Annotated in this window: 28 protein-coding genes; 9 read left to right on the top strand and 19 right to left on the bottom strand. The window is 67.1% G+C overall.

Going from position 1 to position 23,958, the window contains the following annotated elements:
• Positions 1-15 precede the first annotated feature (15 nt).
• A complete protein-coding gene (locus U3653_RS18220) occupies positions 16-180 on the bottom strand; it encodes a hypothetical protein (protein WP_195081273.1) in 165 nt (54 codons plus the stop codon).
• A gap of 100 nt (positions 181-280) precedes the next feature.
• Between U3653_RS18220 and U3653_RS18225 the strand changes: the two genes are divergently transcribed.
• Positions 281-643, top strand: a complete 363-nt coding sequence (locus tag U3653_RS18225) for an OmpA family protein (protein WP_195081272.1) — start codon at positions 281-283, stop codon at positions 641-643.
• Between the two features lie 79 nt (positions 644-722).
• Here U3653_RS18225 and U3653_RS18230 read toward each other — a convergent pair whose 3' ends face one another.
• A complete protein-coding gene (locus U3653_RS18230; RefSeq protein ID WP_195081271.1) occupies positions 723-1,181 on the bottom strand; it encodes a YybH family protein in 459 nt (152 codons plus the stop codon).
• Positions 1,182-1,191: 10 nt separating this feature from the next.
• Positions 1,192-1,779, bottom strand: a complete 588-nt coding sequence (locus U3653_RS18235; RefSeq protein WP_195081270.1) for an NADPH-dependent FMN reductase — start codon at positions 1,777-1,779, stop codon at positions 1,192-1,194.
• A 102-nt stretch (positions 1,780-1,881) separates the two neighbouring features.
• On the opposite strand from U3653_RS18235, the gene sigJ reads away from it, so the two are divergent.
• Positions 1,882-2,766: an RNA polymerase sigma factor SigJ gene (gene sigJ, locus U3653_RS18240; RefSeq protein ID WP_195081269.1), complete on the top strand. Its 885-nt coding sequence runs from the start codon at positions 1,882-1,884 to the stop codon at positions 2,764-2,766.
• A gap of 28 nt (positions 2,767-2,794) precedes the next feature.
• Here sigJ and U3653_RS18245 read toward each other — a convergent pair whose 3' ends face one another.
• Both U3653_RS18245 and U3653_RS18250 read right to left on the bottom strand, forming a co-directional pair.
• A complete protein-coding gene (locus U3653_RS18245) occupies positions 2,795-3,559 on the bottom strand; it encodes a glucose 1-dehydrogenase (RefSeq protein ID WP_195081268.1) in 765 nt (254 codons plus the stop codon).
• 77 nt (positions 3,560-3,636) lie between these two features.
• Positions 3,637-4,482 (bottom strand): helix-turn-helix transcriptional regulator, encoded by an 846-nt coding sequence (locus tag U3653_RS18250; RefSeq protein ID WP_195081267.1) that lies wholly within the window; start codon positions 4,480-4,482, stop codon positions 3,637-3,639.
• Positions 4,483-4,639: 157 nt separating this feature from the next.
• On the opposite strand from U3653_RS18250, the gene U3653_RS18255 reads away from it, so the two are divergent.
• The gene (locus U3653_RS18255; protein ID WP_195081266.1) at positions 4,640-5,470 is read left to right on the top strand and encodes an LLM class F420-dependent oxidoreductase; all 831 of its coding nucleotides are present in this window, start codon (positions 4,640-4,642) and stop codon (positions 5,468-5,470) included.
• A gap of 51 nt (positions 5,471-5,521) precedes the next feature.
• Here the strand turns inward: U3653_RS18255 and U3653_RS18260 are convergent, their stop codons facing one another.
• The 4 genes from U3653_RS18260 to U3653_RS18275 form a co-directional block, all read right to left on the bottom strand.
• Entirely contained in the window at positions 5,522-6,622 is a 1,101-nt protein-coding gene (locus U3653_RS18260; RefSeq protein WP_195081265.1) for a glutamate--cysteine ligase 2, read from the bottom strand.
• A gap of 314 nt (positions 6,623-6,936) precedes the next feature.
• Positions 6,937-7,353 (bottom strand): VOC family protein, encoded by a 417-nt coding sequence (locus tag U3653_RS18265; RefSeq protein WP_195081264.1) that lies wholly within the window; start codon positions 7,351-7,353, stop codon positions 6,937-6,939.
• A 204-nt stretch (positions 7,354-7,557) separates the two neighbouring features.
• Entirely contained in the window at positions 7,558-8,199 is a 642-nt protein-coding gene (locus U3653_RS18270; RefSeq protein ID WP_195081263.1) for a VldE C-terminal domain-containing protein, read from the bottom strand.
• 376 nt (positions 8,200-8,575) lie between these two features.
• The gene (locus U3653_RS18275) at positions 8,576-8,701 is read right to left on the bottom strand and encodes an Rv1535 domain-containing protein (protein ID WP_323124262.1); all 126 of its coding nucleotides are present in this window, start codon (positions 8,699-8,701) and stop codon (positions 8,576-8,578) included.
• 66 nt (positions 8,702-8,767) lie between these two features.
• Here U3653_RS18275 and U3653_RS18280 point away from each other — a divergent pair, with 66 nt between their 5' ends.
• Together U3653_RS18280 and U3653_RS18285 are read left to right on the top strand one after the other, a co-directional pair.
• Positions 8,768-9,034: a hypothetical protein gene (locus U3653_RS18280; protein ID WP_195081262.1), complete on the top strand. Its 267-nt coding sequence runs from the start codon at positions 8,768-8,770 to the stop codon at positions 9,032-9,034.
• A 65-nt stretch (positions 9,035-9,099) separates the two neighbouring features.
• Positions 9,100-9,444, top strand: coding sequence for a hypothetical protein (locus tag U3653_RS18285; RefSeq protein ID WP_195081261.1), 345 nt, complete (start codon positions 9,100-9,102; stop codon positions 9,442-9,444).
• Between the two features lie 36 nt (positions 9,445-9,480).
• Here U3653_RS18285 and U3653_RS18290 read toward each other — a convergent pair whose 3' ends face one another.
• From U3653_RS18290 to U3653_RS18315, 6 genes are all read right to left on the bottom strand, one after another.
• Positions 9,481-10,965, bottom strand: a complete 1,485-nt coding sequence (locus U3653_RS18290; protein ID WP_195081260.1) for a glyceraldehyde-3-phosphate dehydrogenase — start codon at positions 10,963-10,965, stop codon at positions 9,481-9,483.
• A gap of 132 nt (positions 10,966-11,097) precedes the next feature.
• Positions 11,098-12,336 (bottom strand): vWA domain-containing protein, encoded by a 1,239-nt coding sequence (locus U3653_RS18295; protein WP_195081259.1) that lies wholly within the window; start codon positions 12,334-12,336, stop codon positions 11,098-11,100.
• Positions 12,333-13,574, bottom strand: a complete 1,242-nt coding sequence (locus U3653_RS18300; RefSeq protein ID WP_195081258.1) for an AAA family ATPase — start codon at positions 13,572-13,574, stop codon at positions 12,333-12,335. The genes U3653_RS18295 and U3653_RS18300 overlap by 4 nt, the downstream gene beginning before the upstream one ends.
• Before the next feature lie 56 nt (positions 13,575-13,630).
• On the bottom strand, positions 13,631-15,028 hold the full coding sequence (locus tag U3653_RS18305) for a hypothetical protein (protein WP_195081257.1): 1,398 nt from the start codon (positions 15,026-15,028) through the stop codon (positions 13,631-13,633).
• Positions 15,029-15,209: 181 nt separating this feature from the next.
• The gene (locus U3653_RS18310; protein ID WP_324722402.1) at positions 15,210-15,344 is read right to left on the bottom strand and encodes a hypothetical protein; all 135 of its coding nucleotides are present in this window, start codon (positions 15,342-15,344) and stop codon (positions 15,210-15,212) included.
• A 20-nt stretch (positions 15,345-15,364) separates the two neighbouring features.
• Positions 15,365-15,670: a hypothetical protein gene (locus tag U3653_RS18315; RefSeq protein ID WP_195081256.1), complete on the bottom strand. Its 306-nt coding sequence runs from the start codon at positions 15,668-15,670 to the stop codon at positions 15,365-15,367.
• A 306-nt stretch (positions 15,671-15,976) separates the two neighbouring features.
• On the opposite strand from U3653_RS18315, the gene U3653_RS18320 reads away from it, so the two are divergent.
• Positions 15,977-16,423, top strand: coding sequence for a CBS domain-containing protein (locus U3653_RS18320; protein WP_195081255.1), 447 nt, complete (start codon positions 15,977-15,979; stop codon positions 16,421-16,423).
• Positions 16,424-16,570: 147 nt separating this feature from the next.
• Positions 16,571-18,724, top strand: a complete 2,154-nt coding sequence (locus U3653_RS18325; RefSeq protein WP_195081254.1) for a serine/threonine-protein kinase — start codon at positions 16,571-16,573, stop codon at positions 18,722-18,724.
• Positions 18,725-18,775: 51 nt separating this feature from the next.
• Here U3653_RS18325 and U3653_RS18330 read toward each other — a convergent pair whose 3' ends face one another.
• From U3653_RS18330 to U3653_RS18340, 3 genes are all read right to left on the bottom strand, one after another.
• Positions 18,776-20,026 carry a lipase family protein gene (locus tag U3653_RS18330; RefSeq protein ID WP_195081426.1) on the bottom strand — a complete coding sequence of 417 codons (1,251 nt, stop codon included), beginning with the start codon at positions 20,024-20,026 and terminating at the stop codon, positions 18,776-18,778.
• 265 nt (positions 20,027-20,291) lie between these two features.
• Positions 20,292-20,468 carry a hypothetical protein gene (locus U3653_RS18335; RefSeq protein WP_323124263.1) on the bottom strand — a complete coding sequence of 59 codons (177 nt, stop codon included), beginning with the start codon at positions 20,466-20,468 and terminating at the stop codon, positions 20,292-20,294.
• A 35-nt stretch (positions 20,469-20,503) separates the two neighbouring features.
• A complete protein-coding gene (locus U3653_RS18340) occupies positions 20,504-21,592 on the bottom strand; it encodes an Rv2629 family ribosome hibernation factor (RefSeq protein ID WP_195081253.1) in 1,089 nt (362 codons plus the stop codon).
• Between the two features lie 134 nt (positions 21,593-21,726).
• On the opposite strand from U3653_RS18340, the gene U3653_RS18345 reads away from it, so the two are divergent.
• A complete protein-coding gene (locus U3653_RS18345; RefSeq protein WP_195081252.1) occupies positions 21,727-22,068 on the top strand; it encodes a DUF3140 domain-containing protein in 342 nt (113 codons plus the stop codon).
• Positions 22,069-22,140: 72 nt separating this feature from the next.
• Here the strand turns inward: U3653_RS18345 and U3653_RS18350 are convergent, their stop codons facing one another.
• A complete protein-coding gene (locus tag U3653_RS18350) occupies positions 22,141-22,701 on the bottom strand; it encodes a PadR family transcriptional regulator (protein ID WP_195081251.1) in 561 nt (186 codons plus the stop codon).
• Between the two features lie 240 nt (positions 22,702-22,941).
• On the opposite strand from U3653_RS18350, the gene U3653_RS18355 reads away from it, so the two are divergent.
• Positions 22,942-23,940, top strand: coding sequence for an NAD(P)H-dependent flavin oxidoreductase (locus tag U3653_RS18355; protein ID WP_195081250.1), 999 nt, complete (start codon positions 22,942-22,944; stop codon positions 23,938-23,940).
• Positions 23,941-23,958: the final 18 nt, after the last annotated feature.

Below are 23,958 nucleotides of genomic sequence, written 5' to 3' on the forward strand. Positions count from 1 at the left end.
TCACTGTGCGAGGCGTCACCGATCGACGTGCCCGGCCGGACCGGAGTCCGGCCCTGCGGAAGCGCCGATGTCCAGGCGTCGAAGGACGCGAACGGAATTCTCCAGCGCATACAGGAGTAGGCCGATGAGATCCAAAAAAAGCGTCAGTGGAATCGCGATGGCCGCGGTGGTTTCGATCATCACCGCAGGGTGCGGGTCGGACGACGGATCGAATCCGGCGACACCGACGGATCAGCGGACGCACGGTTCGCGGACCTTGGGGGCGACGGCGTCCTCTGTCGTGGGCTCGGCCCTGAATACCGCACAGCAGAAGATCCAGGACGTGATCAACGCGGCAATCGCCGCCGTGCCGATCACCTTCGACAGCGGCAGCTCCGATCTCGGCCCCGGTGATGTCGCCACCATCAAAGCGGTCGCGATCCCGCTGAAAGGGAACGAGACGAAAATACAAATCACGACATACGCCCGCGACGCCGACATCGTGGCCGCCAGATCTCTGGCGAAGGCCCGGGGCGACAATATCGCGGCCGAACTCGAGGCCGAAGGGATCGATCGGGCGCGCGTCGCTGTTCGAGCCGAGGCCAACCCGACGGCGCCGGATGTTCAGGTCGACCAGGCGCAGATCACGGTGGTCGCCGAATAGGACGTGGAGCTACGACCCCGGAAACGGGTGGTCGTGGCCGAAACCGTTCCACAACCACCCGTGTGCGCAGCCGAACCCGTCAGGGCTCGAGGTCGACCACGCCTTTGCCGCTGGAGATGTCCAGCGGCACCGAGACTTGGTCGTGAGCGATCAGCCAGGCGTCGTCGATCTTCCGCATTCCGTAGGTGACCCGGACCCACATACCGCTCGTTTCCGCTCCGTTCTTCAGCGTGCCGCTGAGACGAGCGAAGGCGTGCCCGAAGGCCACATCCCCGCCCACGGTGAACGTCAGGTCGCGAACCTCATAGGTCACCTTCTCGAAGAACTGGAACACTTTCGCCCAATTCTCCAGTTTCGCCGCTATCCCGACATGCTGGAGCGGCGGCTCGACATCGAAGGACACGACATCGGGCGTGTACAGCCGCTTCAGGGCATCGAGGTCCTTGACCCGCAGGCCTTCGACCGCCTTGTCGATTGTTCGGCGCAACTCGACTTCATCCAGCTCAGCGCGTGACTGGATGTCATTGTTCCCGGTCATGATCGCCTCCTCAGGAATGGGCGAGAGTGGTTTCGGCGTCCGCGCGAAGCGGTGCGAGCGCAGCGCTCCAGGAGATGATCTGATCCAGCGTTTTGTCCAGGGCGGCGGCATGGTGTTCACGCGGTGTGAAGGTGGTGTGGTTCTCGAAATCGGTGAGCACCGAGATCGCGACCTGATAGCCGACGACGGCCATGCCCAGCGTGCTGCAGACCGTCCGCAACTGCACCACCGCGCGGGCGCCGCCGTTGACGCCGTAGGAGACGAATCCGACCGCCTTGTCACCCCACTCCGCGAACAGGTGGTCGAGGGCGTTCTTCAACACGCCGGGGACTCCGCCGTTGTACTCCGGGGTCACTACCACGAAGCCGTCGAACGGGGCGATCCGTTCGGCCCAGGCGCGGGTATGCGCGTTGACCGACGGACCGAACATCGGCGCCACCGGCTCGTCCAGATGCGGTAGCGGGTGGTCGCGCAGATCGATCAATTCGAACTCGGCGTCGTCGCGCTGCGACGCCGCCTCCAGGACCCACCGGGCGACCTGCGAGCCGTTGCGGTTGGGCCGGGTACTGCCGAGGATGATGCCGATTTTTAGTGTCACGACCTACCGACGACACAGCCGTCCGGAATGTCAGGCAGCCTCACAAATCGGGTCGCTGATCCGTCGATTCTGTGAGTGACACACCGACCGAAGGAGCCGAGCATGACCGACCCGCACCTGCCCGCGGTGATCAGTGAACGACGCCAGCTGATCAATCTCGCCTACCGGCTGCTCGGCTCCCTGGCCGAGGCCGAGGACGTGGTGCAGGAGACCTATGCGCGCTGGTACGCGCTGCCGGAGCGGCAGCGGCGGGAGGTGGCGGCGCCCGGCGCGTGGTTCACGACGGTCGCCAGCCGGATCTGCCTCGATCTGCTCGGCTCGGCGCGGGCAAGGCGGGAGAATTATGTGGGCGAATGGATTCCGGAGCCGGTGCCCGGCCGGTCCGAGTGGCTCGACGGGCCCGTCGATCCCGCCGACCGGGTCACCCTCGACGAGTCGATCAGCATGGCCTTTCTCGTCGTGCTGGAGTCCATGACTCCGGCCGAGCGGGTGGCGTTCGTGCTGCACGACGTCTTCCGTTACTCCTTCGCCGAGATCGCCGAGATCGTCGGGCGCACGCCCGCGGCTTGCCGCCAGCTCGCCTCCAGCGCCCGCCGCCGCATCGATACCTCGCGGAACCCGTCGAACACCGAACGAAGCGAGGTGGTCCGGGATTTCAAACGCGCTTGGGAGGCCCGGGATATCGGGGCTCTGATCGGCCTGCTCGATCCGCAAGCGACCGCGAGAGCCGACAGCGGCGGCCTGGCACCGGCCTTCCTCGACCCGATCGACGGCGCCGAGCAGATCGCCCACGTCTGGATGGAAATCGCTGCCAGGGGCCCCGCGGTGACCCTGCTGGAGCGCACGGTGAACGGCCAGCCCGGCCTGGTCGCACTGCTCGACGACGCCATCGTCTCGGTCTACGCCTTCGACATCGTCGACGGCCGGATCACGCACATCTGGGCGATCCGGAATCCGGAGAAACTGCAGGCATGGACCGTGGGCTGAAACGGCGGACGGCGAGGTACGAGCTCGGCTACAGCATCGCTGCCGGAACGACCGAGATCAGTCCGCCGTCGACGAGGATGTCCTGCCCGTTGATGTAGGACGCTTCGTCCGACGCGAGGAAGGCGACCGCCGCCGCTACCTCCTGCGGGGTTCCGACCCGGCCTGCGGCAACCGTGGTCGCGATCGCGGACTCGATCCCGGCCGACGCTTCGGCTCGGAAGGCCGGGGTGTCGATGTACCCGGGGCTCACGGAGTTGACGCGGATGCGCCGGGTGGTGAGTTCGGCGGCGAAGGTTCGGGCCAGGCTCTGCACCGCGGCTTTGCTCGCGGTATAGAGCGCGGCGGCCGGTGCGCCGCGATACGAGGCGAAGGACGCGTTGATGACGATCGCCGCACCGTCCGGCAGGAGGGGCAGCGTCTTCTGGACGGTGAAGAACGCGGCCTTGAGGTTGGCGTCGAGAACACGATAGAACTCGGCTTCGGTGACCTCCTCGATGGTCTGGAACGCGCCGATGCCCGCGTTCGCGAACACCACGTCCAATCGGCCGAACCGGTCGCGGATGGTCGTCACCAAGGCGTCGAGGTCGGTGAGATCGGTTGCGTCACCGGCGATTCCGAGCGCCCGATCCCCGAGTTCACCGACCGCGGCGTCGAGCCGGGCCTTGTCGCGCCCGGTGACGATCACCTGCGCTCCTTCGGCGATGAGCCGGTGCGCGGTGGCCGAGCCCATGCCGCTGGTGCCGCCGGTGATGAGTGCGATCTTGCCGTTGTATCGGGAGCTGTCGTGCGTCATGGGTTCAGCGTGCCGACACGGCCCCGGCGCGAACAGTGCGCGTTTATGGTGGGTGTGGGACCACCACCTTGCGACCGTCAGGCGGGCGAGGTGACGCGGTGACGGTGCAGCCGTTCCAGGCGCTCGCCGGTGTCGGTGCCCGGCCGCGGGTTGTACAGCACCAGTTGCCACGCGGGATGGTCCGCGACCGTCAGCGTCGTCGCGTCGAAGAACAAGTCACCCAGGTCGGGATGACGCAGCGCGTTCACCGCCTGCGCGGGAACTCCGACTTCCTGCCGCTGCCAGAGTTCGGCGAATTCCGGGCTCACCGTACGGAGCTTGTCGACCACCCTGCGGAAATCGGCGTCACCGGGACAAATGGCCGCGCTCGCCCGGTAGGCGGCAACGACGGCGGGTGCGTTCGCCGCCCACAGTTCGTCCATGGCTCGATAGCGCGGATTGGTGAAATAGGTCAGCAGGCAATTGTGTTCCCCCTCGCCGTAGCCGAACACCACCCGCGCGGCGTCGTTGTACGTCAGCACATTCCAGTAGCGGTCGCGCAGCACCGCGGGCCGCCCGTCCCAAGCGTCGACCAATTGCCGCACTTCCGGCGTGACGGCTGTGACCGGGGCGCAGTCCAGAGGAGGCGGATTGAGTCCGGCCAACAGGTACAGATGAATGCGTTCCGGTTCGCTCAGCATCAGGACCCGGGCGATCGCGTCGAGCACCTCGTCGGAGACGGTGATGTCGCGCCCCTGCTCGAGCCAGGTGTACCAGGACACTCCGACCCCGGCCAGCACGGCGACCTCTTCCCGTCGCAATCCAGGCGTGCGCCGACGGCCCGTCGCCGGAATACCGGCATCCTCCGGCCGCACCCTCGCTCGCCTGGCGCGCAAGAAGTCACGTAGCAACTCGCGGCGGCGCGGCACGGCTTCGCTGGTCATGAGCCACGGTAACAAGGGCACCGCGGGTCGTAGGCGCCGGTGCACCGCACCGTTATCGTTTCCCTGACGAAATCCTCGCCCGCATCCGCGCCTGTGCGAGGCGGGGCGCGCAGCGGGATACCGTCATGACCAAAACGAACGGGAGGTTCAGACGTTTATGGCGATCGACGGTCTCGGACGGTACGGAGTATGGCGCGGCTACCGGGGATTCACCCCCGCGGAGGCCGCCGAACTCGAGGGACTCGGCTACAGCGCGCTGTGGCTCGGCGGTTCGCCGCCCGCTGATCTGCCGGTGGTCGAGTCGCTGCTCGAGGCGACGGAGACGCTGATCGTCGCCACCAGCATCGTGAACATCTGGACGGCGCCGGCGAAGACGGTCGCCGAATCGTTCCACCGGATCGAACAGCGCTTCCCCGGCCGCTTCCTGCTCGGTGTCGGCGTCGGGCATCCGGAGGCCAACAAGCCGTACCGGAAACCGTACGACGCGCTGGTGGAATACCTCGACGAGCTCGACGCGGCCGGGGTGCCGAAACAGCGGATGGCGCTGGCCGCCCTCGGGCCCAAGGTGCTCGAACTCTCCCGGGAGCGCACCGCGGGCGCGCTGCCGTATCTGGCCCCACCGGAGCACACCGCCCGGGCGCGCCGGATCCTCGGCTCCGCGCTGCTGGTCGCGGAGCAGAAGCTCGTGCTCGACGACGATCCGCAGCGGGCGCGCGAAGTCGGCAGGCAGATGGTGGACATGTACCTCGGCCTGCGCAATTACGTGTCGAATCTGCGGCGTCTCGGCTTCTCCGAGGACGATGTGGCCAAACCGGGCAGTGACCGGCTCATCGACGTGCTCGCGGTGCACGGCACGCCCGTGGAGGTCACCGGGCAACTGGTCGAGCATCTGAACGCGGGCGCCGACCACGTCGCGCTGCAGGCATTGGGTGCGGACTATCTCGGCTCGCTGCGCCAGCTCGCGCCGCTGCTCACCGCAGCCGAGTGAATCGCCATGACGGTGCGGCCGGTCGGCCGCACCGTCAGGAGTCGACGAGGTTCAGGCGCATCCCTCGAGGGTGGCGCGCGCCAGTTCGGCGATGACATCACCGATTTCGCGGCGGGCGCGCATCGCACGGAGCTGGCGTCGGGCGCCGTTTCCACGCTCGTCCAGGGCCGCGATCGTCTCGGTGACGAAGGTATGGTCGCCGAAGTCGCGCAGGGCCTGCTCGTTGTGATCGACGAGTTTGTCCAACAGGGCCCGGTGCGGGACCACGCGCCCTTCGACCGGATCGAGCCCGTCGCCGTCCAAGCCCGACTGCGCGGCGTTCCAATAGGCGGCGCGGAGCACTTCGGCAGGGACGGGTGGCGCTGGCTCACCCCGCTCGATCGAGCGCAGACCCGTGGCAACGGTGGCCCGGATCAAAGCGGCGAGCAGCGCGGCTTCCTCCGCGGTGGCAGGCACGTCGCTGACCCGGATCTCCACGGTGGGAAACGATTCCGAGGGCCGGATGTCCCAGTACACCATTTTGTTGTCCAATATGCTGCCGCTGGCGAGCATCATGGCGACGATCGCGTCGTAGTCGTCGACGGAAGGAAAGTACGGCGGTGGTCCCGCGCTCGGCCAGCGCCGCCAAAGAATGCTGCGCCAACTCGCGTAGCCGGTCTCGCTGCCACGGTAGATCGCGGAATTGGCGGTCAATGCCAGGAACACCGGCAACCACGGACGCACGTAATTGCCGACCAATATCGCGGTGTCGCGGTCGGGCACTCCGACGTGCACGTGGCATCCGCACAATCCTTGCTCATGAGCGATCATGCCGAAGGTTTCCCCTATCCGCCGATATCGAGGCGTATCGGTGACCGGAAAGCCCTCGGGAACGGTCGGTGGCACGGCGACAGCGAGCAGTCGAGTGTCGTTGTCGGCCGCGCATTCGGCGACGGTCCTGCGCACTGTGCGTAATTCCGTGAGCAGGTCTCCGATATCGGTGTGCACCGCGCTGCTGGTTTCCACCTGACAGCTGGTCAGCTCCAGTTGCAGGTCGACATCCGCCTTCTTCGCCGCTTCGGCGACCCGGATGTTGTTCGGTGCGGGAGCGCCGGTTTCGGGATCGGTCAGCAGGAATTCCTCTTCGACACCGACAGTCGGTACGCTATCCATGGCTGTGCGTCACGCCCTTCGACTCTCGGTCATCGATCGGGCATTCATCCGCTGCCCCAAGCATTCTCACGTCCACACCGGTCCTCCTTCACCACAACCCCTTCGGACTCGATGTCGAGCCCGCATTCACCAGCTCGCGCGCCGACACGGTCCACGGGGCGAACTTCCGGCTCCGGCGAGCAGTGTCCGACCTGCGCATCGACGGCGCGAACAGAAGGTGTTCGGGCTGTACCCCCGGCATACGAGCCCAAACAGTTCCGGTGTCTTCGGCGAGGCAGGCCACGGTGCCGCGCCTGCGCGACGAAAGGGGGCGATTACTGCTTGCGTACGACCAATTCCAGCGCGATGTTGTCCGGATCGCGGAATTCCAGAATGTACATCGGACCGAGGTCTTTCACCCCCGCGTGCGCGATGCCGAGTTCATCGAGCACGGCAGCCGCCGCATCGAGATCCTCCCGAGTGGCGAGGGCGAAGGCGAGGTGGTCGAGCCCCACTCGATCTTCGTCGAACTGATCGCTGGCGACCGGGCGGAGTCCGAGCAGCGCGTCACCCATCTGGTAGATCACTCCGCCGAAGAGGAACCCGAATCGCGCGCGGGTGGCTTCGTCCGCGTCCGCGGGACACTCCCAAGCGATCGGCCATCCGAACACGGCGTCGTAGAACGCGCGGGATCTGTCGATGTCGGTCACTGTCAGGCGGACATGGTCGAACGAACTGGTCGAAATCGGCATGGTCGAGATCCTGTCACGATCACAGGACGCCGCTCGGACGACCCGACCGCCCGGTGGCGAGGCGACGGCTGGGAGCGTTTCAGCGCTCGGGCCGGTCCACGTGCTCGGCACCGGCGCGCCCGCCGCGACATCATCGCCGCGCAGGAGGCGGGCCGATTCGAACCGATGGACCCGGATCTCCGTTCGGTCCGCGACGATCTCGGATCAGCAGGTGACCTCACCGTGGGCGGCTTGATCGAACGACACATGCACATGGTCGTAGTGATTGGCGGTCGGGCTTCCGCGGTCTTCCAGGTAGGACCAACCGCTGCCGTCGTTGTAGCGCTGCCGCCAGATCACGTAGGTCACCCCGAAACGCTGCTGATTGGCGAGTACGAATTCGGCGATCGCGTCGCCGCGCGCCGGATCGGGCGTCATGAAATCGAGCGCCAAGCCCGCGCCGTGATCGCCGTCGCCACGGCCGACGGCGCCGCCGACATCGGCGACGGCGAAAGTCTTCTTGAGCAGGTTGCCCACCTGCGCCACGTGCGGCCGTGCGCCGGCGAGTTCCGTCGAACACGGGACGGGGGGCGGCGGCGGGGGCGGATGCTGCTGGGCAGCCTTGGCCGACGGGAATGATTGCCCGGCCGCGGCCACTGCCGGCGCTTGCTGTGCCGTCGACGGCACGGTGGCCGGCGCCGGATCGGTTTCGACCGCGGACGAAGGCGAATCGACGGCGGCATGCCGAGCCTCCGGGGCAGTTCCCATCGCCGCGCACAGCACGACGGCCAAGGCCGCCACGACGCCACACGCAGCCAAAACGGTGAACTTTCGGCCTGCGGCTCGTTTGCGGTGTTGGCCAGACATGATGTCGATACCGATTACTGTCGGGGATAGGTCACCGACACATTACGAAATGGTCGCGAAAATGTCACGCCAAGGTCGTGGGCGGGCGGAAATGCGCCCGGCGGCGACATCGGACTCTCGGGCGCCTGCCGCGCGGGGGCGAGTGCGCGAAGGCAGTCGCACACCATCGTCGGGGCAAGTCGGGAATGTGGAGCTGTCCTCGCGCCTCGGCTCCTGCCCAGAGGTAAACTTTGGCTGGCTCCCGGGTATCCGAAGGATGAACGCGACGGAGCGACTATGACGATTTCACCAGGCAGGACATCAGCGCCCGCACGGCCGACGCGACGGTAGCCGGGGCTGTCGATGGGCGCTGCCGCGGACGGCCGACAACGAATGATCAGTCGACGATTTCGATGACCCCTAAGCGCCACAGCATCGCGTACAGCTCCCGCAATGGCACGGCCAGCACCTGTGTCAGTGCGCCGGTCAGCGGATCGGAGCCGCCACGTCGATCAGTCGTCATCACATAGGACACCGTGCGGATGCCAGGCGTCGACTTCTCGAACAGACCATTACCGGGAGGCAACAAATGGCCGAAAAATCATCCACCGGCCACCGGAATGCCGTCGATCAGGTGCTGGCTGCGCAGGGTTTCGCGATGGACCTGCCGGTCGTCGGCCGGATCCGTATCCCGCGGCCCGAGCAGTTGGCGTACTACGGCGCACTCGGCGCGCTGGCTGCCGCGGAGATCATCGAATGGCCCGTCGCGGTGGTCCTCGCGGCCGGTCACTGGCTGGCGCAGGATCAGCACAATCGCGTCGCGCACCAGATCGGTGAGGCTCTCGAAGAGGTCTAGAACCCACCGCTTCGGCCGCTATCGTGTGCTCACTGCTGTCGATCGGACATGTGAGGAGAACCGATATGGGGCGGCTTGTCCCTGGTGCATTGGCCGCGGCGGTGTGCGCGGGATTGAGCGGTGTCTGTGTGGCCGGCCTCGCGCCGACCGCCGCCGCCGCACCTTCGATCTACGAACCGAGCATCACCCCGTGCGGTCACCTGTTCACGACGCCGCTCGAACCCGCTCGCGCAGGTGCGAGCACCTATTGGAGCCCGTTCGGCACCGCCGACATCGTCTGTTATGACGTCGGTTCGCTGCCGGTGAGCTACTACCAGCGCGATCCGGCGGGACAGTGGCACGCGATGAACCAGTTGATTCCCGGCCACTACTTCATCAACATCGTCGGCTACGGCCACCTGCCCGCGTAACGGCGCCGGAACGCGAGCAGGTGGAAGGTCCGCGCGTCAGGTGGTCGCGGTCAGCACGTGGTCGTCGGCGGCGCCGTCCAGCCGTGCGCCGACCTGAGGGTAGGTCGGATACTCGATGCCCGAGATGTACTGCACGGTCCGCACCACCTGGCACGAGTAGCCGAACTCGTTGTCGTACCAGACATAGAGAATCGCGGTGTCACCCTCGACGATCGTGGCATTGGCATCGATGATCGACGCGGCGCGCGATCCGATGAAGTCGCTGGAGACCACGTCGGTGGCGGCGGTGTAGTCGAGGTTGCGGCTCAACGGCCCGGCCAGCGAAACCCCGCGCAGGTAGGCGAGCACCTCGCTCTTGGTCGTCTCCCGCCGCAGCTGCAGGTTCAGGATCGCGACGGACACGTCCGGGGTGGGAACGCGAATCGAGTTGCCGGTGATCTTGGCCTTGAAATCCGGCATGGCCTTCGCGACCGCGGACGCGGCGCCCGTTTCGGTGAGCACGAGATTGAACGGCGCGGAACGACCGCGACGATCCGCCTTGTGGAAGTTGTCCAGGAGGTTCTGGTCGTTGGTGAACGAGTGCACCGTCTCCACATGCCCGCGGATGATGCCGTACTCGTCGTCCATCGCCTTGAGCGGCGGGACGATCGCGTTGGTCGTGCAGGAGGCACACGAGAAGATCCGCTGGGAAAGATCCAGGCTGCGATGGTTGACGCCGTGCACGATGTTCGGGATATCGCCCTTGCCTGGCGCGGTGAGCACGACCTTCGCGATGCCAGGGCGCAGATGCTGCGACAGCCCGTCGCGATCGCGCCACCTGCCGGTGTTGTCGATCAGGATCGCGTTCGTTATGCCGTAGGCGGTGTAATCGATGGTCGTCGGATCATCGCTGTAGATGAATTTGATCGTGTTCCCGTTCGCGGTGATCGTGTCATTGCCGGTGTCGACCTTGATCGTGCCGTTGAAGTGGCCGTGGACCGAATCCCTGCGCAGCAACGACGCACGCTTGCTCAGATCGTCGTCACCTCCTTTGCGCACCACCACGGCACGCAGGTTGAGCCCGTTGCCGGATCCGGCCTTCTCGATGAGCAGGCGAGCGACGAGGCGACCGATGCGCCCGAAGCCATAGAGCACGACATCCCTCGGTCCGGGTGACTGAGCCTTGTTGCCGTTGGTCACCTCGGCCAGCACCGCTTCGGTGAACTCGCGGATCGAAAGTCCGTGATCGTCGGCACGATAGGTCATGACCAACTGGCCGAGGTCGATCTTGCACGGCCCCAGGTCGAGTTCACCGAGCACTTGCAGGAACGGAAGGGTCTCGTCCACCGACAACTCTTCGCCTGCGATCTGCCTCGCGAACCGGTGCGTGCGCAGGATGCTGATCACCGACTTGTTCACCAGCGACCGGCTGTGCAGCAGGATCGTCACGCCCTTTCGCCGATACAACGTGCCGATGATGGGAATCATCGCCTCGGCGGCGGCTTCCTGGGCGTTCCAGCGGTCAAGTTGTTCGGTGCTCAACGTGGGTTCCTCGGATTCCTCGATTTAGTCGTGCATTGATGCTAATGAGGGCCGCGATATCACCGAGGCCGGATCCCTGGCGGTGAGGTCGCCAGGTGGAGTCGCCGATCGCGCGCTCCCAGCGGCGGGCGCCTACCCGATATCGACCACTCGGGCCCAGCCGGGCGGCGCCTCCGGAATGTAGTCGGGATCGTGTTCACGCCAGGAACCGGCGTGCTGCCGACGGAACAGGCCCACCACCGTCCGGCACGGTGGCCGTCTGGACGGCCATGGCGTCTGGCCGTCGGTCAAGACCACGAGGACGTCGGGGTGGGGATGGGTCCGCACTGCCGTGGCAATGCCGGTGCGCAGGTCGGTACCACCGCCGCCGACCAGCGGTATGCGCTCGGCACGGCACAGCGGATGGACGATCCTCGCCGCCGCGTCGCACGACAGCACGGTGACCAGGTCGCGGCGCCCGCCCACGGCACGGGCGATGGCGGCCACTTCGAGCAGCGCGCTGCCCAGCTCGGTGTCGCTGACCGACCCCGATGTGTCGATGAGCACCGAGACCCGAGGCGGTGTTCGCCGTAGACTCGGCAGCACCACGCCCGGTACCCCAGCCGAGCGCCGTGCCGGCCGGCCATAGGTGTAGTCCTCCCCCGCTCCGGCGCCACCGACCGCTGAACGGATAACCGCTCCCAGCAGATCCCGCCATGGTTGCGGTGGGTGGAAGGCCTCTTCCGCCCAGCGCCGCCAGCCTTCGGACGCGTTTCCCGGACGGCCGATGATGCCTTGCGCCACCCGGAACCGGACGGCGTCTCGTTCCTGTTCGCTGAGGCCGTCCGCACCGTCCGGTCCCAGCTCCCACTCGCGTTCCGATCCGTCCGCGCCGCTGCCGCAGTCGAGCCAGGCTATGCCGTCCGTATGCGGTCCGAGCCGGAACATGCGCAGGTAGTCCTCCATGAGCTCCCCTTCGGGCAACCCCAACGACGCCGGTGTGACAGCGTCGCCCGGCCTGGCCAGACCGTCGCCGAACGCGTCGTCGTTGATCTCGCAGTCGGCTGCGATGTTCATCCGCAGTCGTTCCGCCGGGCGGGTCAGGTCGTGTCGCCGGGCGAATCGGTCGCTGCGGCCATGGTGGTCGCGCAGCAGATGCGACACCTCGTGCACCCACACCGAAGCCAGGTCCTCCACCGAAATACGGTCGACGAACGCGGGCGAAACGTAGCATCGCCAGTGCCGGTCGACGCCCATGGTCGGTACTCGGCGCGACTCCACGACGTGCAGGGCGAACAAAGCGGTCGCAAGATAGGGCCGGACCCTGGCGGCCTGCAAGCGGGCGGCGAAGAGTTTGTCGCGGTCCAGCGCACCGGGCGCGTTCGCGGTCATCGGCCCGCCTTCGCGGCGACACGGCCCGCTGCCCGATCCGCTTCCTGGGACACCGATGCCACTGCGGCGAGTCGCTCGATCGCAGCGGGCACGTCCCACTCATCCCGGCGCAGCGTGGCGAGAGTGGTTGCCGGAACGACGATCAGATCGGGGGCTCCGGTTTCCGACGCCTTGACCAGAAGCGCCCATGCCGCATCCCAGCGGGACTTCTCCGGGCGTTTGCGGACTGCCGCCACCACGCCGTCGAGCACGGCCTGGCGCAGATCCCCACGCTCGGGCAAGACAGCGCCCGCCGGATCGGCGAGCAGTGCCTCCGGGTCGGGGAGGTCCATCCGGTCGAGGGCCGCCAGCAGTTCGAAACCGGGCCCGTCGCCCACAGCGCCCCGGACCAGCAGGGAAAGCACGTCACGGGAGGAATCGGCCGCGGTGGCGAAGGCGATCAGCCGCAGTGTCATCTCCCAGCTTCGAGGCGACGGCCACGCACCGCCCCGGCGCGTTTCGGTGCTGGGCAGCTGATGCACGAGAGCGGGACGGGCCGCGAGCAGCCCGCACACCGCACGGCGTGCGAAAGCCACGGCCTCGCCGAGCTTTTCGGCAGCCAGCCGTGGCAGCGTCGCGTGCGGCCAGGTCCCGCCGAGGCCGCGGACCACGACGTCGTGATCGTGGGTCCATTGCAGATGCACGAACCGGTTCGCCAGCGGCGGGCTCAGCTCCCAGCCGTCGGCCGCCGATGAGCGCGGGTTGGCCGCGGCCACGATGCGCACATCGGGCGGCAGTCGCAGGGTGCCGATCCGCCGCTCCAGGACCAGACGGAGCAGGGCGGCCTGCACCGCGGGCGGTGCGGTGGACAACTCGTCCAGGAACAGCAGTCCGCGACCGGCCCGGACGAGTCGTACGGCCCAGTCCGGCGGAGCCATCGGGACGCCGTGTTCCGCGGGGTCGTCTCCGATGATGGGCAGGCCCGAGAAGTCCGATGGCTCGTGCACACTCGCGATCACCGTGGTCAGCGGAAGGTCCAGATCGGCGGCGAGCTGGGTCAGGGCGGCGGTTTTCCCGATTCCCGGTTCACCCCACAGCAGAACCGGTAGGTCGGCGGCCACGGCCAGCGCCAAAGCCTCCAGTTGGGGGTCGGGGCGCGGTTCGGTGGTCACCTCGCGCAGCAGAGTCAGTAACTCGTCGGCGACATCGAGTTGGGTGGGGCGGACCGGATCGGCGGACGTGCGGACAGCAGTAAGCATGCGTGATCACCTCGAGGTTGGCGGAGTCGAGTGGAAGTGGGGCGAGGATCGCCCGGTCAGTGCGAAGTCGCGTTGCGCGGGTGCGCGCGACGATCGCGTGGGCGGCGCATCGGTGGGATGCGGCCGATTCCGAGTTCGGACAGGCCGGACTTGAACAGGCCGTAGGTGATGCGCCGTCGCGCGGACGTTTCGAGTTCATCGCGCAGAGCACCGTCGCGCAGTATCGCGTCGGGACCGAGCAGTCCTCCCACGATGGCCAGCGCACCGGCGGTGTCGCCATGGTCCAACCGCTCCCGGACACCGGCGAGACAATCCGGATGACGGTGCGCCTCGTCGATAGCCCGCAGGCAAGGCAACGGAGTGCCGGTCAGAGCGACCAGCAGTTCCTCCCGCCGGATCTCGGCCTGGTCGTGGTCGAGCGCGGACAAGACCCCGTCGACCAGCCCGATCCGGTGCTGTTCTCCCCTGCACCGCACCAGGCGCGGTGTATCTGCCCGGTCGGGCAGGCGCGGCGCGTCGCTCGGCGAGTAGTCGGGTACCAGCGCCGGGGCGACCAGCGGATGCAGCCGATCGGCCGCTATCGCGCCGGTACGGATCAGCTCCAGATCGGGCAGCACCCAGGTCGCCGCGTCGGGCAGGACGGGCAGTGCCGAGACGCCGCCGAGCGGGTATTCCGCCGCGATCCGCACCGTGGGCGGCACGGCGCCGTCGTCCGCGTCCAGGTACAGAACCAACCGTTGCCGGGCTCCGAACCGCACGACGAAAGCACCGCCGCGCCGTCCCTCGGCCTGGTGCAGAATCTCCGCCTCGGCCGCCCATCGGTCTACGGCGCAGCGCCTGACCTGCGGCACCGTGGCGAGCAGTTCGGGATCGAGGACCGGACGGTCATTCGCCGGTTGCGCGGCCCCGGACCGTAATCCCAGCTCATCGACCCTGCGCGCATCCCACAGGTGACGATGGAGATCCAGGCGGAAACGCCGATCGGGACGAGGATGCGGATGCAGGCCGGCCCCGGCAGCGGATCCGTCCCACAGCGCGAGGCTGATCCGCTGACCGGCATCCGCCCAAGCCGGGGCCGTCCGTGCGACAAGGTGCATCGGGGGTGCGCCGCCGCACAGGTCCGGCTCCGCGTCGTACCGAGCCAAGGCGATGGTCAGACCCGGTCGCAACAACCCATCGGGAGCGACCCTCGGCATATGCCAGCGCAACAGGTCAGGAGCCAAATGCCGGAGATCGGCTCGGATTCGAGCCGCGAGTGCGTGTCCGTGACTACGCGTCACCGACCGCAAACTGAAATCGATATCGAAGCCTGCCGCGGCGCACGCGCCCGCCCAGTCCCCCACACGACGGCGGGCGGTAGCAGTCTCGATCATGGTAGGCGGCACGGCGAATTCACGCACACGCAGCCAGAAGGAAAGGCGGGAGTCGTCCCCATTCGCGATGTGAGTGAGCATCAGCACTCACCTTGTGCGAATGGAACCCCCAATCTTCGAACAGAAGGAGTCGTCATCGCGTCGATCATAGCGCCCCGCATCGGCCCCGGCCAGCCGACGCAGTTCGGCTGCCGCCCCGTCGCTTCCAGCTGATCCGGATGCGGATGCGACAAGTCGGCCCACGACTGCCATTCGAGCACAATCACTTTCGGCCCGGACGGGTGGCGACATCGGCCACGCTGTCGGCCAGCGCGCCGTGGAATGCCGCCTGCTCGATGACGTTGTTCCCGAAGAAGACAGGAAGCGAAGGGGCCTTGCCGGATTCGGCAAGGCCCACCGGTCGGCGTAGCCGATCGGCTATCGCATCGGCGCGGGTCCGCATTCCTTGCCCATCACGTCGGGCAGGTGCGCCCAACCGGATGAGCAGCTCACGACCTCGCCGCCGTTCACGAGGAACGGCTGCGTGATCTCTCCGCTCGCCGGTGCGCCGTTGGACGGCGTGCACTCCATAGCGGTCACCCTGCCCTCCCACACCGGCGAATGGGACGAACAGTTGTAGTTCCACATCTCCTGCGCGGATGCGGTCGGCGGACAGAACAACAGTGCCGCCGCGGCGGCGAAGAACGGGGGAAGCCCGAGACGAACGAGGCGTGTGGCTCTCATGACGATCTCCTTGTCCTGGTTCCGTGCGGTCTGGATTCGTAACCGTCCCGGACGACAGCCCGGGTGGTAGCGAGCAGAAACTGCGTGGTTGCTCAGGAGAGAACGTGCACACTGCGAGAAGGACGCTACGCCGGAGCCGCCACGACCCGGGGCGAAATCCGGTCGCTGTGACCATCCGGATATCCGGCCGCCGATGCTGGTGGAAGCCGGGCACGCAGATGACCTTCTGCCCTGTCGATCGCTCCGCCGCCGTCGAATGATGATCGGAGTAGCGAGCACGTCGCCGTAGTGGAAGGGAGACGCATCATGACGACCGCGCGGACGATCATGCGGCCCGACGTACAGCACATCAATGTCCGAGACACCATGGAAACAGCCGCCCAGCGGATGCGGCAGCTCGACATCGGCGCATTGCCGATCTGCGATGGCGAATGCCGTCCCGTCGGCATCGTCACCGATCGCGACATCGTCGTGAAGGTGGTCGGCATCGGCGCGAATCCGAAATCCACCACCGCCGGCGAATTGGCACAGGGCGCCGACCGACTGCACACCGTCGATATCGACACCGACGTGCACGACGTGCTGCTGCTCATGGAGCAACAGCGGATCCGTCGGCTCCCGGTCACCGACAAGGGCATGCTGGTCGGCATCATCACCGAGGCCGATCTGGCGCGAAATCTGTCCGACAGCACCGTCGGCGAATTCGTGGAGGCGGTCTGCGCGGCCCATCTGCCCGCCACCGAGAAAGTCTGAGCTGAACGGAATCACCGGAATGGATGGGGATTATGCGGCCAAGGTGGTGATGCAGTAGGAAAGTCGGGCCGATATCATCGATATGCGACCTATTCACGATTCTGATCCTCCATAGCGAACGCAATTCATCCGTGCGGGAGGTGGTCGGTGAACGGCATAGCGTTCGGTCGCTACCGGTTGCACGAACTGATCGGTGAGGGCGGCATGGGCCAGGTATGGCGGGCCTACGACACCGCTACCGACCGCATCGTGGCAGTCAAGTTGCTGCCCGAACGGTGCGCCGTCGATCCCAACTTCCGGGAACGCTTCCGACGCGAAGCCCACGACACCGCTCAACTGCGCGAACCGCATGTGGTCCCGATCCACGGCTACGGCGAAATCGAAGGCCACCTCTACCTCGACATGCGCTTGATCGACGGCGCCGACGCGAGGACCCTGCTCAACCGCGACGGCGCCATGGAGCCGGAGGCGGCGGTCGCCGTGATCACCCAGGTCGCGGCGGCTCTGGATGCGGCACACGCCCAAAGTTTGGTGCACCGCGACGTCAAACCATCCAATCTGTTGGTCACCGACAGCGGCTTCGTTTATCTGATCGACTTCGGTATCGCGCGTTCGGCCGGTAATACCCCGCTGACCAGCACCAGCACGATGATCGGAACCTTGGCCTACATGGCGCCGGAGCGATTCACCAGCGGCGTCGCCGACGCTCGGTCCGACGTGTACGCCCTTACCTGCGTGTTGTGCGAATTCCTGACCGGGATCCCGCCCTACCCGAGCACCAGCACGGAACAACAGATCGCGGCGCACCTGACCGCCGCTCCCCCGGTGCCGAGCATGCGGCGCCTCGACCTGCCGGTCGGGTTCGACGATGTCATCGCCCGGGGCATGGCGAAAGATCCGGACGACCGCTATCAGACCGCCGGAGAGCTGGCGTCCGCCGCCGCTGCCGCCCTGACCACCGCTCCCGTGGTAGCCGACGGAAGCATTCCCGCAGCCGACCCCGCATCGGTCCCGACCGTCCTCGGTGGTCACAGCGTTCGGCCCGCTACGCAGCCGCCGGTTTCCTCCCCGGAGCCGAGCGCCGAGCAGAACTCCACTGTCGACGCGCGATCCGCAGCGAAGTCGCCCGGCCTGCAATCCACAGACGGCCACGTGGCGCCGCGACGTAGACGGCCTGTCATCCGGGTTACGGTGGCGGTGGCCGCGGCGTTGATCGCGGCGGCGCTGGGTGCGGGGATCTGGTGGCTGACCCAGCCGTCGAAGCCCCCGCTCGCCTTCGACGGCAAATACGAGGTCACCTACACACCCCGGACCCTCAACGGGAAGCCGGACAACGGGCCTCCGAAAACCCGGACGTGGTCGGTCCGATCCGACTGTCCATCGCACGGCGAACGCTGCGTCGCCTCGATAACCAGCCAGAGCAAGTCCGAGCCGGAGACGGCCCCGACCAAATTCTCCGCGGACTATCGCGATGGCGCGTGGATGATCACCAGGGAGCTACCGTCCTATTCCGACCCCGATTGCGAGAATCCGATCACCAAGGCGCCGCAGAACGTCGAGGCGTGGCAGCGACTCGAATTCCGGCCCGGCGCCCTGCCGTGGACCGGAACCTACCTCAGCTTCGTCGGCGGTCCCTGCGCATTCACCCAGCAACAGGAGATGAGGATTTCGCGTGTCGGCGAGGCCGACCCGAAGGTCCCTGTCGTGCCACCGGAAACCCTCCCCGATCGCGCCGATGGCCGACCCGTCGCAGTGATCAGCGGCGCCTACGACGTGACCATCACCTACACTGCGACACTCGACGTTCCCAAACCCCCACCACCGAGTAAGTTCCGCCAGCAGTACTACACCCTTTGCATGCGCGACGGCGAGCGCTGTGCCGCGACGACGCAAACAGATCACGGCACAGATACCGCCACAGATCCTCGCGCCGCCTTCGCTCCCATGTTCGTGCTCGAAAACGGGGCTTGGCGGGCCGGCTACAGCATTCCCTATCCCTGCTTCGCGGGATCGAACGAGCCGCACACCAACGCGACATTTCATTGGGAGTTGTTCCCGTCCGATGTGGGACCGGACCCCACCGAATTCCTCACCGGCGCATGGACCCGCGAGAAAGGTGACCCCTGCCCCGAGACCGCCGACGCAACTGTCGAAATGCGGCGCGTCGGCTCCGGCGGTGGGCGGCCGGCCGTCGCACGCGCCGGTGCCGACCAGCAGACCCATCCCTCCTCGGCTCCGGAGATCATCGCGATCCGCAGCTCCGGGTTTTCCGTGTTCCACCGGTTCCGGCGGCGGTCGTGACTGATTGTCGGCACGACCAGCGGATATTGCTGCGACACAACGTTTTCCACTTCAGCAGGTGGTAGGAGCGGGCTCTCCACGAACTCGGGCGTCGAGCCACAGCGACACCGCTGGCGCGCCCAGTACCGCGGGGGCCACGTGCTCGAGTGCGGACGGCAGCGCCACCGAGCTCACCAGGTGCGTCTGGATCCGCACCCCCGCCGCACACCAGCGGCGGACCGTGTTGTCGATGGCACCGATCGGGATCTGCCGGTCGTCCGGCGAATGCCATTCGAGAATCGGGGTCCGCGGCACCCCACCGTAGAGTTCGAGGCTGTTCTCCTCCACCACCGACCGGGCGCCGCGGCTGTCCACGATCGAGGTGTCGGTGAGGTATTCCCGAGCGCTGCCGTCGACCCCCTCGGTGAGGATCTCGCTGCTGCAGCTGTCGGCCATGTCTCGAGCGACCGCGAGACCACGCGGGTTGAGATACGAACTGATCGGAAGCCGGTCCGGGTACTCCCGCTCCAGACCGATCGCCGCGGCCATGGCCAACCCGAACGAAGGATGCTTGTCCATGCCCAGCGCCTCGGCCATCGTCACCAGATTCATCGGGGCGCCGCCGATGGCCGCGCCCGCGAGTTCCAGCTCCGGTGCGTAGGTCGGCTGCAATGCGGCCGCCCATGCGGTGGCCAGGCCACCGCCGGAGTAGCCGGCCAGCACCGCCGGTCCGTTGTCCGCGGCGAGTGCGGGCAGGCGCTTCACCGCACGGATGCCGTCCAGGACGATCCGGCCGCCCAACCGCGCGGCCCCGAGCGCGAACTGCGGCCCGAGGTGATCCGGCAGTGCGACACTCCAGCCCCGCGCCAGTGCCAGGTTCAGGATCGGCGTGGTCACCGCCAGGCTCGGATCGCCGCCGTAGAGCTGGTGCGATATCGCGCAGTCGGTGCCGAGCGCATTGATGAAGTGCTGATACGACAGCAGCGGCCCGCCGGGCCGACTGCCGAAAGGGGTGAGGAGGGTCGTCGTCGCCGCGATCGGCGCCCCATGGGAGTTGGTGGACCGGAATTTGACCAACGTGACAGTGGATCCGGGGAAGGTCGCCAGCGGCGGCAGTGCCCGCACACCGAGCACCTCCCCTGGTTCATATGCCGCGAGATCCGCCGGAGCCGCATAAAACGGGTCCGGGTCGGGCCGCGGATACAGCGGTTGCGCGGTTGCCGTCGTCGCCAGCAGCAGCCCGAGTGCCACACCGCCGATCGCGCTGCGGACCAGCGCCGGACCGCTGCGCCTGCCGCCGGGCAGGGGAAACCGCCGGATCACGATCTCGACCTCCACAGTTCGCGGCGTTTGTCGACCAGCCAGCTTTACATTCAAATCTGCCACGGCTGGCAAACCTTCGGCGACACGCCGGACGGGGAGCTGAAACGCCTTCGACCACGTCGCCGATCGGGCCGTGTCCGTGGTCGAAGGCTCTGGCTACACCAGTGGACGGCTGCTCCGAGTTCGGTGCCTCGGCCCTGCCGGTGGCCGGTCGAGACCGTACCGCTCGAGTATCGCAGCGTCGATGGTTCGGGTCCGCTGAGCTCTATGGATGTTCGGTTCGCTGCACCTGTTCGTTGATGAGGGTGTCATCGTCGGCCGGGGGCTCTGGGTCATGCCATTCTTCTGCCCGGCTGGAACGATTGCCGCGTAATGTGCCCTCCAAGTCGTGGGCCAGCGCGTCATCGTGCACGGGACCGTGCTTGCTACTTCCTCGTTCCATGATTCTTTCTCCTGTGTTCGATTGCTGGACATGCGCTAGCGGTGGCGCAAAAGGGTGGCGACCCCTTCCCGGGGTACGACAGCACCTTCGACGGGCACGATCGAGCCGCCCTGCAGCAAGGTGACCACCGGCAGCGCTTCGTCCGCGCGGTAGGCGCGCGACGACGTCGCATCGTCCTCGATCCATCCCGCCGCGGTGATGCCGCGAAGCAATTGCGGATCCAGTTCGACGGATCGGTCCCCCACTGTCTTGGCATCGATCAGCAAGGTATCGGCATTCGCCGCCAGCAGCGCCGAGACCGTCTCGGGCAGCCCCTCGACGGCCAGGCCGTCGGCCCTGCCGCGTGCGGTGTTCAATTGCTCGACGACCTGCCCCTGCTGCTGCCGTGCCTGCGTCAGCACCGCCTGCTCGACCTGCGCTTCGAGCGCGGCGGTATCCACACCCGCGGCGCGAGCCCCTGCGTCGACCTCGACGACCCGAGCGGTTGGCGGCGACTCGAGCGCTCTGGCCAGCGCGGAGCGAGCGCCGACCTCACCGACCAGCACGATGATCCGCGCGCCGACCCGATCCGCGAGATCACGGACCGCCGTGGCGACCTCCTCGACGTTCCGCCGGATCATCTCCTCGACGCGGCGACGCATCGACAGATGCGCCCACCCTCCGCCGTGACGGATCTTGTGCACCGGATGGGCGGTGCCTTCGGCGGTCATCTCGATCAGATTCTCGTCCTCGTCGACGCCGTACAGGTCGCAGCCGACACGATCGACCACCGCGATCACATGCGGCACCGCACGGGACTGCTGCTCGATCAGCGGCAGCAGATAGGGAAGCGCCGACACCCGCACGATTTCGCGTGCGGGCGGCTCCGGGAGCACATGATCGACCAGCAGGCTGTCCGAATCGGCGATCAGCACGCGCCCGGCACGCCCGTGCCCCGGCACCTCGCTTATCGCGTCGTCGAGCAGTTCCAGCGTCTTCTCCGGAACGTATTGGGCGGCCAGTCGCTCGCGGATCGAGCGCCACCGTAGCGCTCTCTGATTCTCGGCGTCTTCGGTGTTGTGCGAGGCGTCGATGCAGAGCGAGACGAACGGTCCTCGCCGTTGCGCTATTTCTCTGAGTTTCATGCCGTACACGTCCTGCGACTACCCGGCTCTGCGTCGACGAATCCGCGCTCGCGAACGCGCTCGTACTGCTTGCGCACGGCGGTTTCGCCGGGTCCGGCCCGGGTAGTCGCACCATCGACAAGGAGGTGAGAGCCGTGGCCGAAACCGACGTCGACGACGAGCTGTGGGAGGAATTCCACCGCCTGGTCAATATGTCGTCCCGGCAGTTGCGCGATTGGCTGCGCACCGAAGGAGCAGGCATCGGCAGCGAAACGGAACCCGATCGCGCGGGACCGGCGATCGGCCGGGACATCTTGGCGGTTCTCGGTAAACGCCGTACCGACCTGAATGCCGACGACATCGCGGTGATGCGCCGAGCCGTCGACGAGATCACCGCGGTGCGGGGCGAGGACGCGGAGCGCGAGCCGCGCGCGGGCGAAGACGACTGGCGCCGACACCTGATGTCACTGGGACACGATCCACTCCAGCCGTCGTGAGTTGCGGCGCCGGGGCCTGGCCGGCAGGGAACTCGGCCGCCGGTCGACTCGGCACCGTGAGGGTCGCCGGGCTCAGGTCGACCGCGATTCGCTGGGCGTATGCATGGCGTCGAGGGCCTCGATGACCTCGCGACACCAGTCCGCCCAGGCGCGTTCGGTGCCCAGGCCGGCCTTCAGAACCAGATGCCGCATCGCATCGGCGTCGTCGCCGACGGCCGAGAAATCACGTTCTTCGATCTCCCGGTAGGTCGCCAACGTCCTTTCGTGCACGTCGAGATGGTGTGTGACCACCGCGCGGACACCTTCGAAGTCCCCGGTGGCGGCCGCGGCGCGCAACCTGATCAGCAATGTCTCGCGCTGCTGTGGCGGCTCGTCGACCTCACTCACCCAACGGTGCAGCGCGGCAGTGCCCGCCGGTGTGATCGAGAAGCGCCTCGGCTGACCACGCCCTGGCGACTGCGGCGAAACCTCGGCGACCAAGCCGCCGCCGCTGAGGCGATCCAATTCGCGATAGATCTGCTGGTGGGTGGCCGACCAGAAGTAACCGAACGCGCGGTCGAAGCGCCGAGCGAGCTCGATGCCGGTCGAGGCCCGTTCGGTCAACGCGGTCAGGATCGCGAACTGTAGTGCCACCGCCCCATGGTAGAGAGCGCCGCCTGATTCCACGTACCTGCGAGCGAAGGGCACAGCGCGGTCTGGACAGCACCGCGTAGCACGGCCCCTGGACCCGATGACCTTCGCGAGTGATGGGCGACACATGTTTATGCAACTTATTGCAGTAAGGCGGTGGCGTCGATAGCTTCGTCGTAGCGCAGCGCCATTCGGCCCGAATCGCCGCGAGACAACCCTTCCGAACTCTCGAAGGACCCCATCATGGCCCTACCCGCCGCTCTCTCCGGTCGCCTGACGCTGCCCGTCGTGGCCTCACCGATGTTCATCTCCTCCGGACCGGAGCTGGTGATCGCTCAGTGCCGGGCGGGGATCATCGGATCCTTCCCGGCGCTCAACGCCCGTCCGGCGGCACTGCTGGAGGACTGGCTGGCCCGCATCACGGAGGAGAACGCCTCGTATGCGGCAGCCAACCCCGACGCGACCGTCGCGCCGTTCGCCGTCAATCAGATCGTCCACCGGACCAATGACCGCCTCGAACACGACATGGACGTGATCGTGCGGCACCGCGTGCCCATCGTGATCACCTCGCTGGGCGCACGCCCGGAGATCAACGACGCCGTCCACTCCTACGGCGGGATCGTCCTGCACGACGTGATCAGCAACGAATTCGCTCGCAAGGCAGTCGAGAAGGGCGCCGACGGCATCATCGCCGTGGCCGCGGGCGCCGGCGGCCACGCCGGGACCCAGTCGCCGTTCGCGCTCGTTCAGGAAATCCGTGCGTGGTTCGACGGGCCGGTGCTGTTGTCCGGCGCGATCGCCCACGGCCGTTCCATCCTCGCCGCCCAAGCCGCGGGCGCCGACTTCGCCTACGTCGGTTCGGCATTCCTGTCGACCGCCGAGGCGGTCGCGGCGGCGGAGTACAAGCAGATGATCGTCGACTCCAGCGCCAAGGACATCGTGTACAGCAACTTGTTCACCGGGGTCCATGGCAACTATCTGCGCGGCAGCATCGTCGCCGCCGGTCTGGACCCGGACAACCTCCCCCACTCCGATCCGTCGGTCATGAACTTCGGCTCCGGCGGCAATGTGAGCGCCAAAGTATGGCGGGACATCTGGGGTGCCGGGCAGGGCATCGGCGCGATCACAGAAGAACTCACCGTCGCGGATCTGGTGGCCCGTTTGAAAGCGCAGTACGACGAAGCGCGCCAGGATCTGGCCCGCAAGACTCGCATGCCCGCCGCTGCCGTGCAGCCGGCTTGATCCGGGCGAGAGACGCAA

This window comes from Nocardia implantans, from assembly GCF_035544775.1.
Lineage (GTDB): Bacteria > Actinomycetota > Actinomycetes > Mycobacteriales > Mycobacteriaceae > Nocardia > Nocardia implantans.

Bases quoted from the DNA above. Each gene is read 5' to 3' on its own strand.
- U3653_RS18320 (WP_195081255.1), top strand. From the start codon at position 15,977: ATGACGACCGCGCGGACGATCATGCGGCCCGACGTACAGCACATCAAT.
- U3653_RS18270 (WP_195081263.1), bottom strand. From the start codon at position 8,199: ATGTCTGGCCAACACCGCAAACGAGCCGCAGGCCGAAAGTTCACCGTT.
- U3653_RS18260 (WP_195081265.1), bottom strand. From the start codon at position 6,622: ATGGATAGCGTACCGACTGTCGGTGTCGAAGAGGAATTCCTGCTGACC.
- U3653_RS18265 (WP_195081264.1), bottom strand. From the start codon at position 7,353: ATGCCGATTTCGACCAGTTCGTTCGACCATGTCCGCCTGACAGTGACC.
- U3653_RS18245 (WP_195081268.1), bottom strand. From the start codon at position 3,559: ATGACGCACGACAGCTCCCGATACAACGGCAAGATCGCACTCATCACC.
- U3653_RS18220 (WP_195081273.1), bottom strand. From the start codon at position 180: ATGATCGAAACCACCGCGGCCATCGCGATTCCACTGACGCTTTTTTTG.
- U3653_RS18355 (WP_195081250.1), top strand. From the start codon at position 22,942: ATGGCCCTACCCGCCGCTCTCTCCGGTCGCCTGACGCTGCCCGTCGTG.
- U3653_RS18230 (WP_195081271.1), bottom strand. From the start codon at position 1,181: ATGACCGGGAACAATGACATCCAGTCACGCGCTGAGCTGGATGAAGTC.
- sigJ (WP_195081269.1), top strand. From the start codon at position 1,882: ATGACCGACCCGCACCTGCCCGCGGTGATCAGTGAACGACGCCAGCTG.
- U3653_RS18305 (WP_195081257.1), bottom strand. From the start codon at position 15,028: ATGCTCACTCACATCGCGAATGGGGACGACTCCCGCCTTTCCTTCTGG.
- U3653_RS18335 (WP_323124263.1), bottom strand. From the start codon at position 20,468: ATGGAACGAGGAAGTAGCAAGCACGGTCCCGTGCACGATGACGCGCTG.
- U3653_RS18280 (WP_195081262.1), top strand. From the start codon at position 8,768: ATGGCCGAAAAATCATCCACCGGCCACCGGAATGCCGTCGATCAGGTG.
- U3653_RS18285 (WP_195081261.1), top strand. From the start codon at position 9,100: ATGGGGCGGCTTGTCCCTGGTGCATTGGCCGCGGCGGTGTGCGCGGGA.
- U3653_RS18250 (WP_195081267.1), bottom strand. From the start codon at position 4,482: ATGACCAGCGAAGCCGTGCCGCGCCGCCGCGAGTTGCTACGTGACTTC.
- U3653_RS18275 (WP_323124262.1), bottom strand. From the start codon at position 8,701: ATGACGACTGATCGACGTGGCGGCTCCGATCCGCTGACCGGCGCACTG.
- U3653_RS18300 (WP_195081258.1), bottom strand. From the start codon at position 13,574: ATGCTTACTGCTGTCCGCACGTCCGCCGATCCGGTCCGCCCCACCCAA.
- U3653_RS18340 (WP_195081253.1), bottom strand. From the start codon at position 21,592: ATGAAACTCAGAGAAATAGCGCAACGGCGAGGACCGTTCGTCTCGCTC.
- U3653_RS18315 (WP_195081256.1), bottom strand. From the start codon at position 15,670: ATGAGAGCCACACGCCTCGTTCGTCTCGGGCTTCCCCCGTTCTTCGCC.
- U3653_RS18255 (WP_195081266.1), top strand. From the start codon at position 4,640: ATGGCGATCGACGGTCTCGGACGGTACGGAGTATGGCGCGGCTACCGG.
- U3653_RS18295 (WP_195081259.1), bottom strand. From the start codon at position 12,336: ATGACCGCGAACGCGCCCGGTGCGCTGGACCGCGACAAACTCTTCGCC.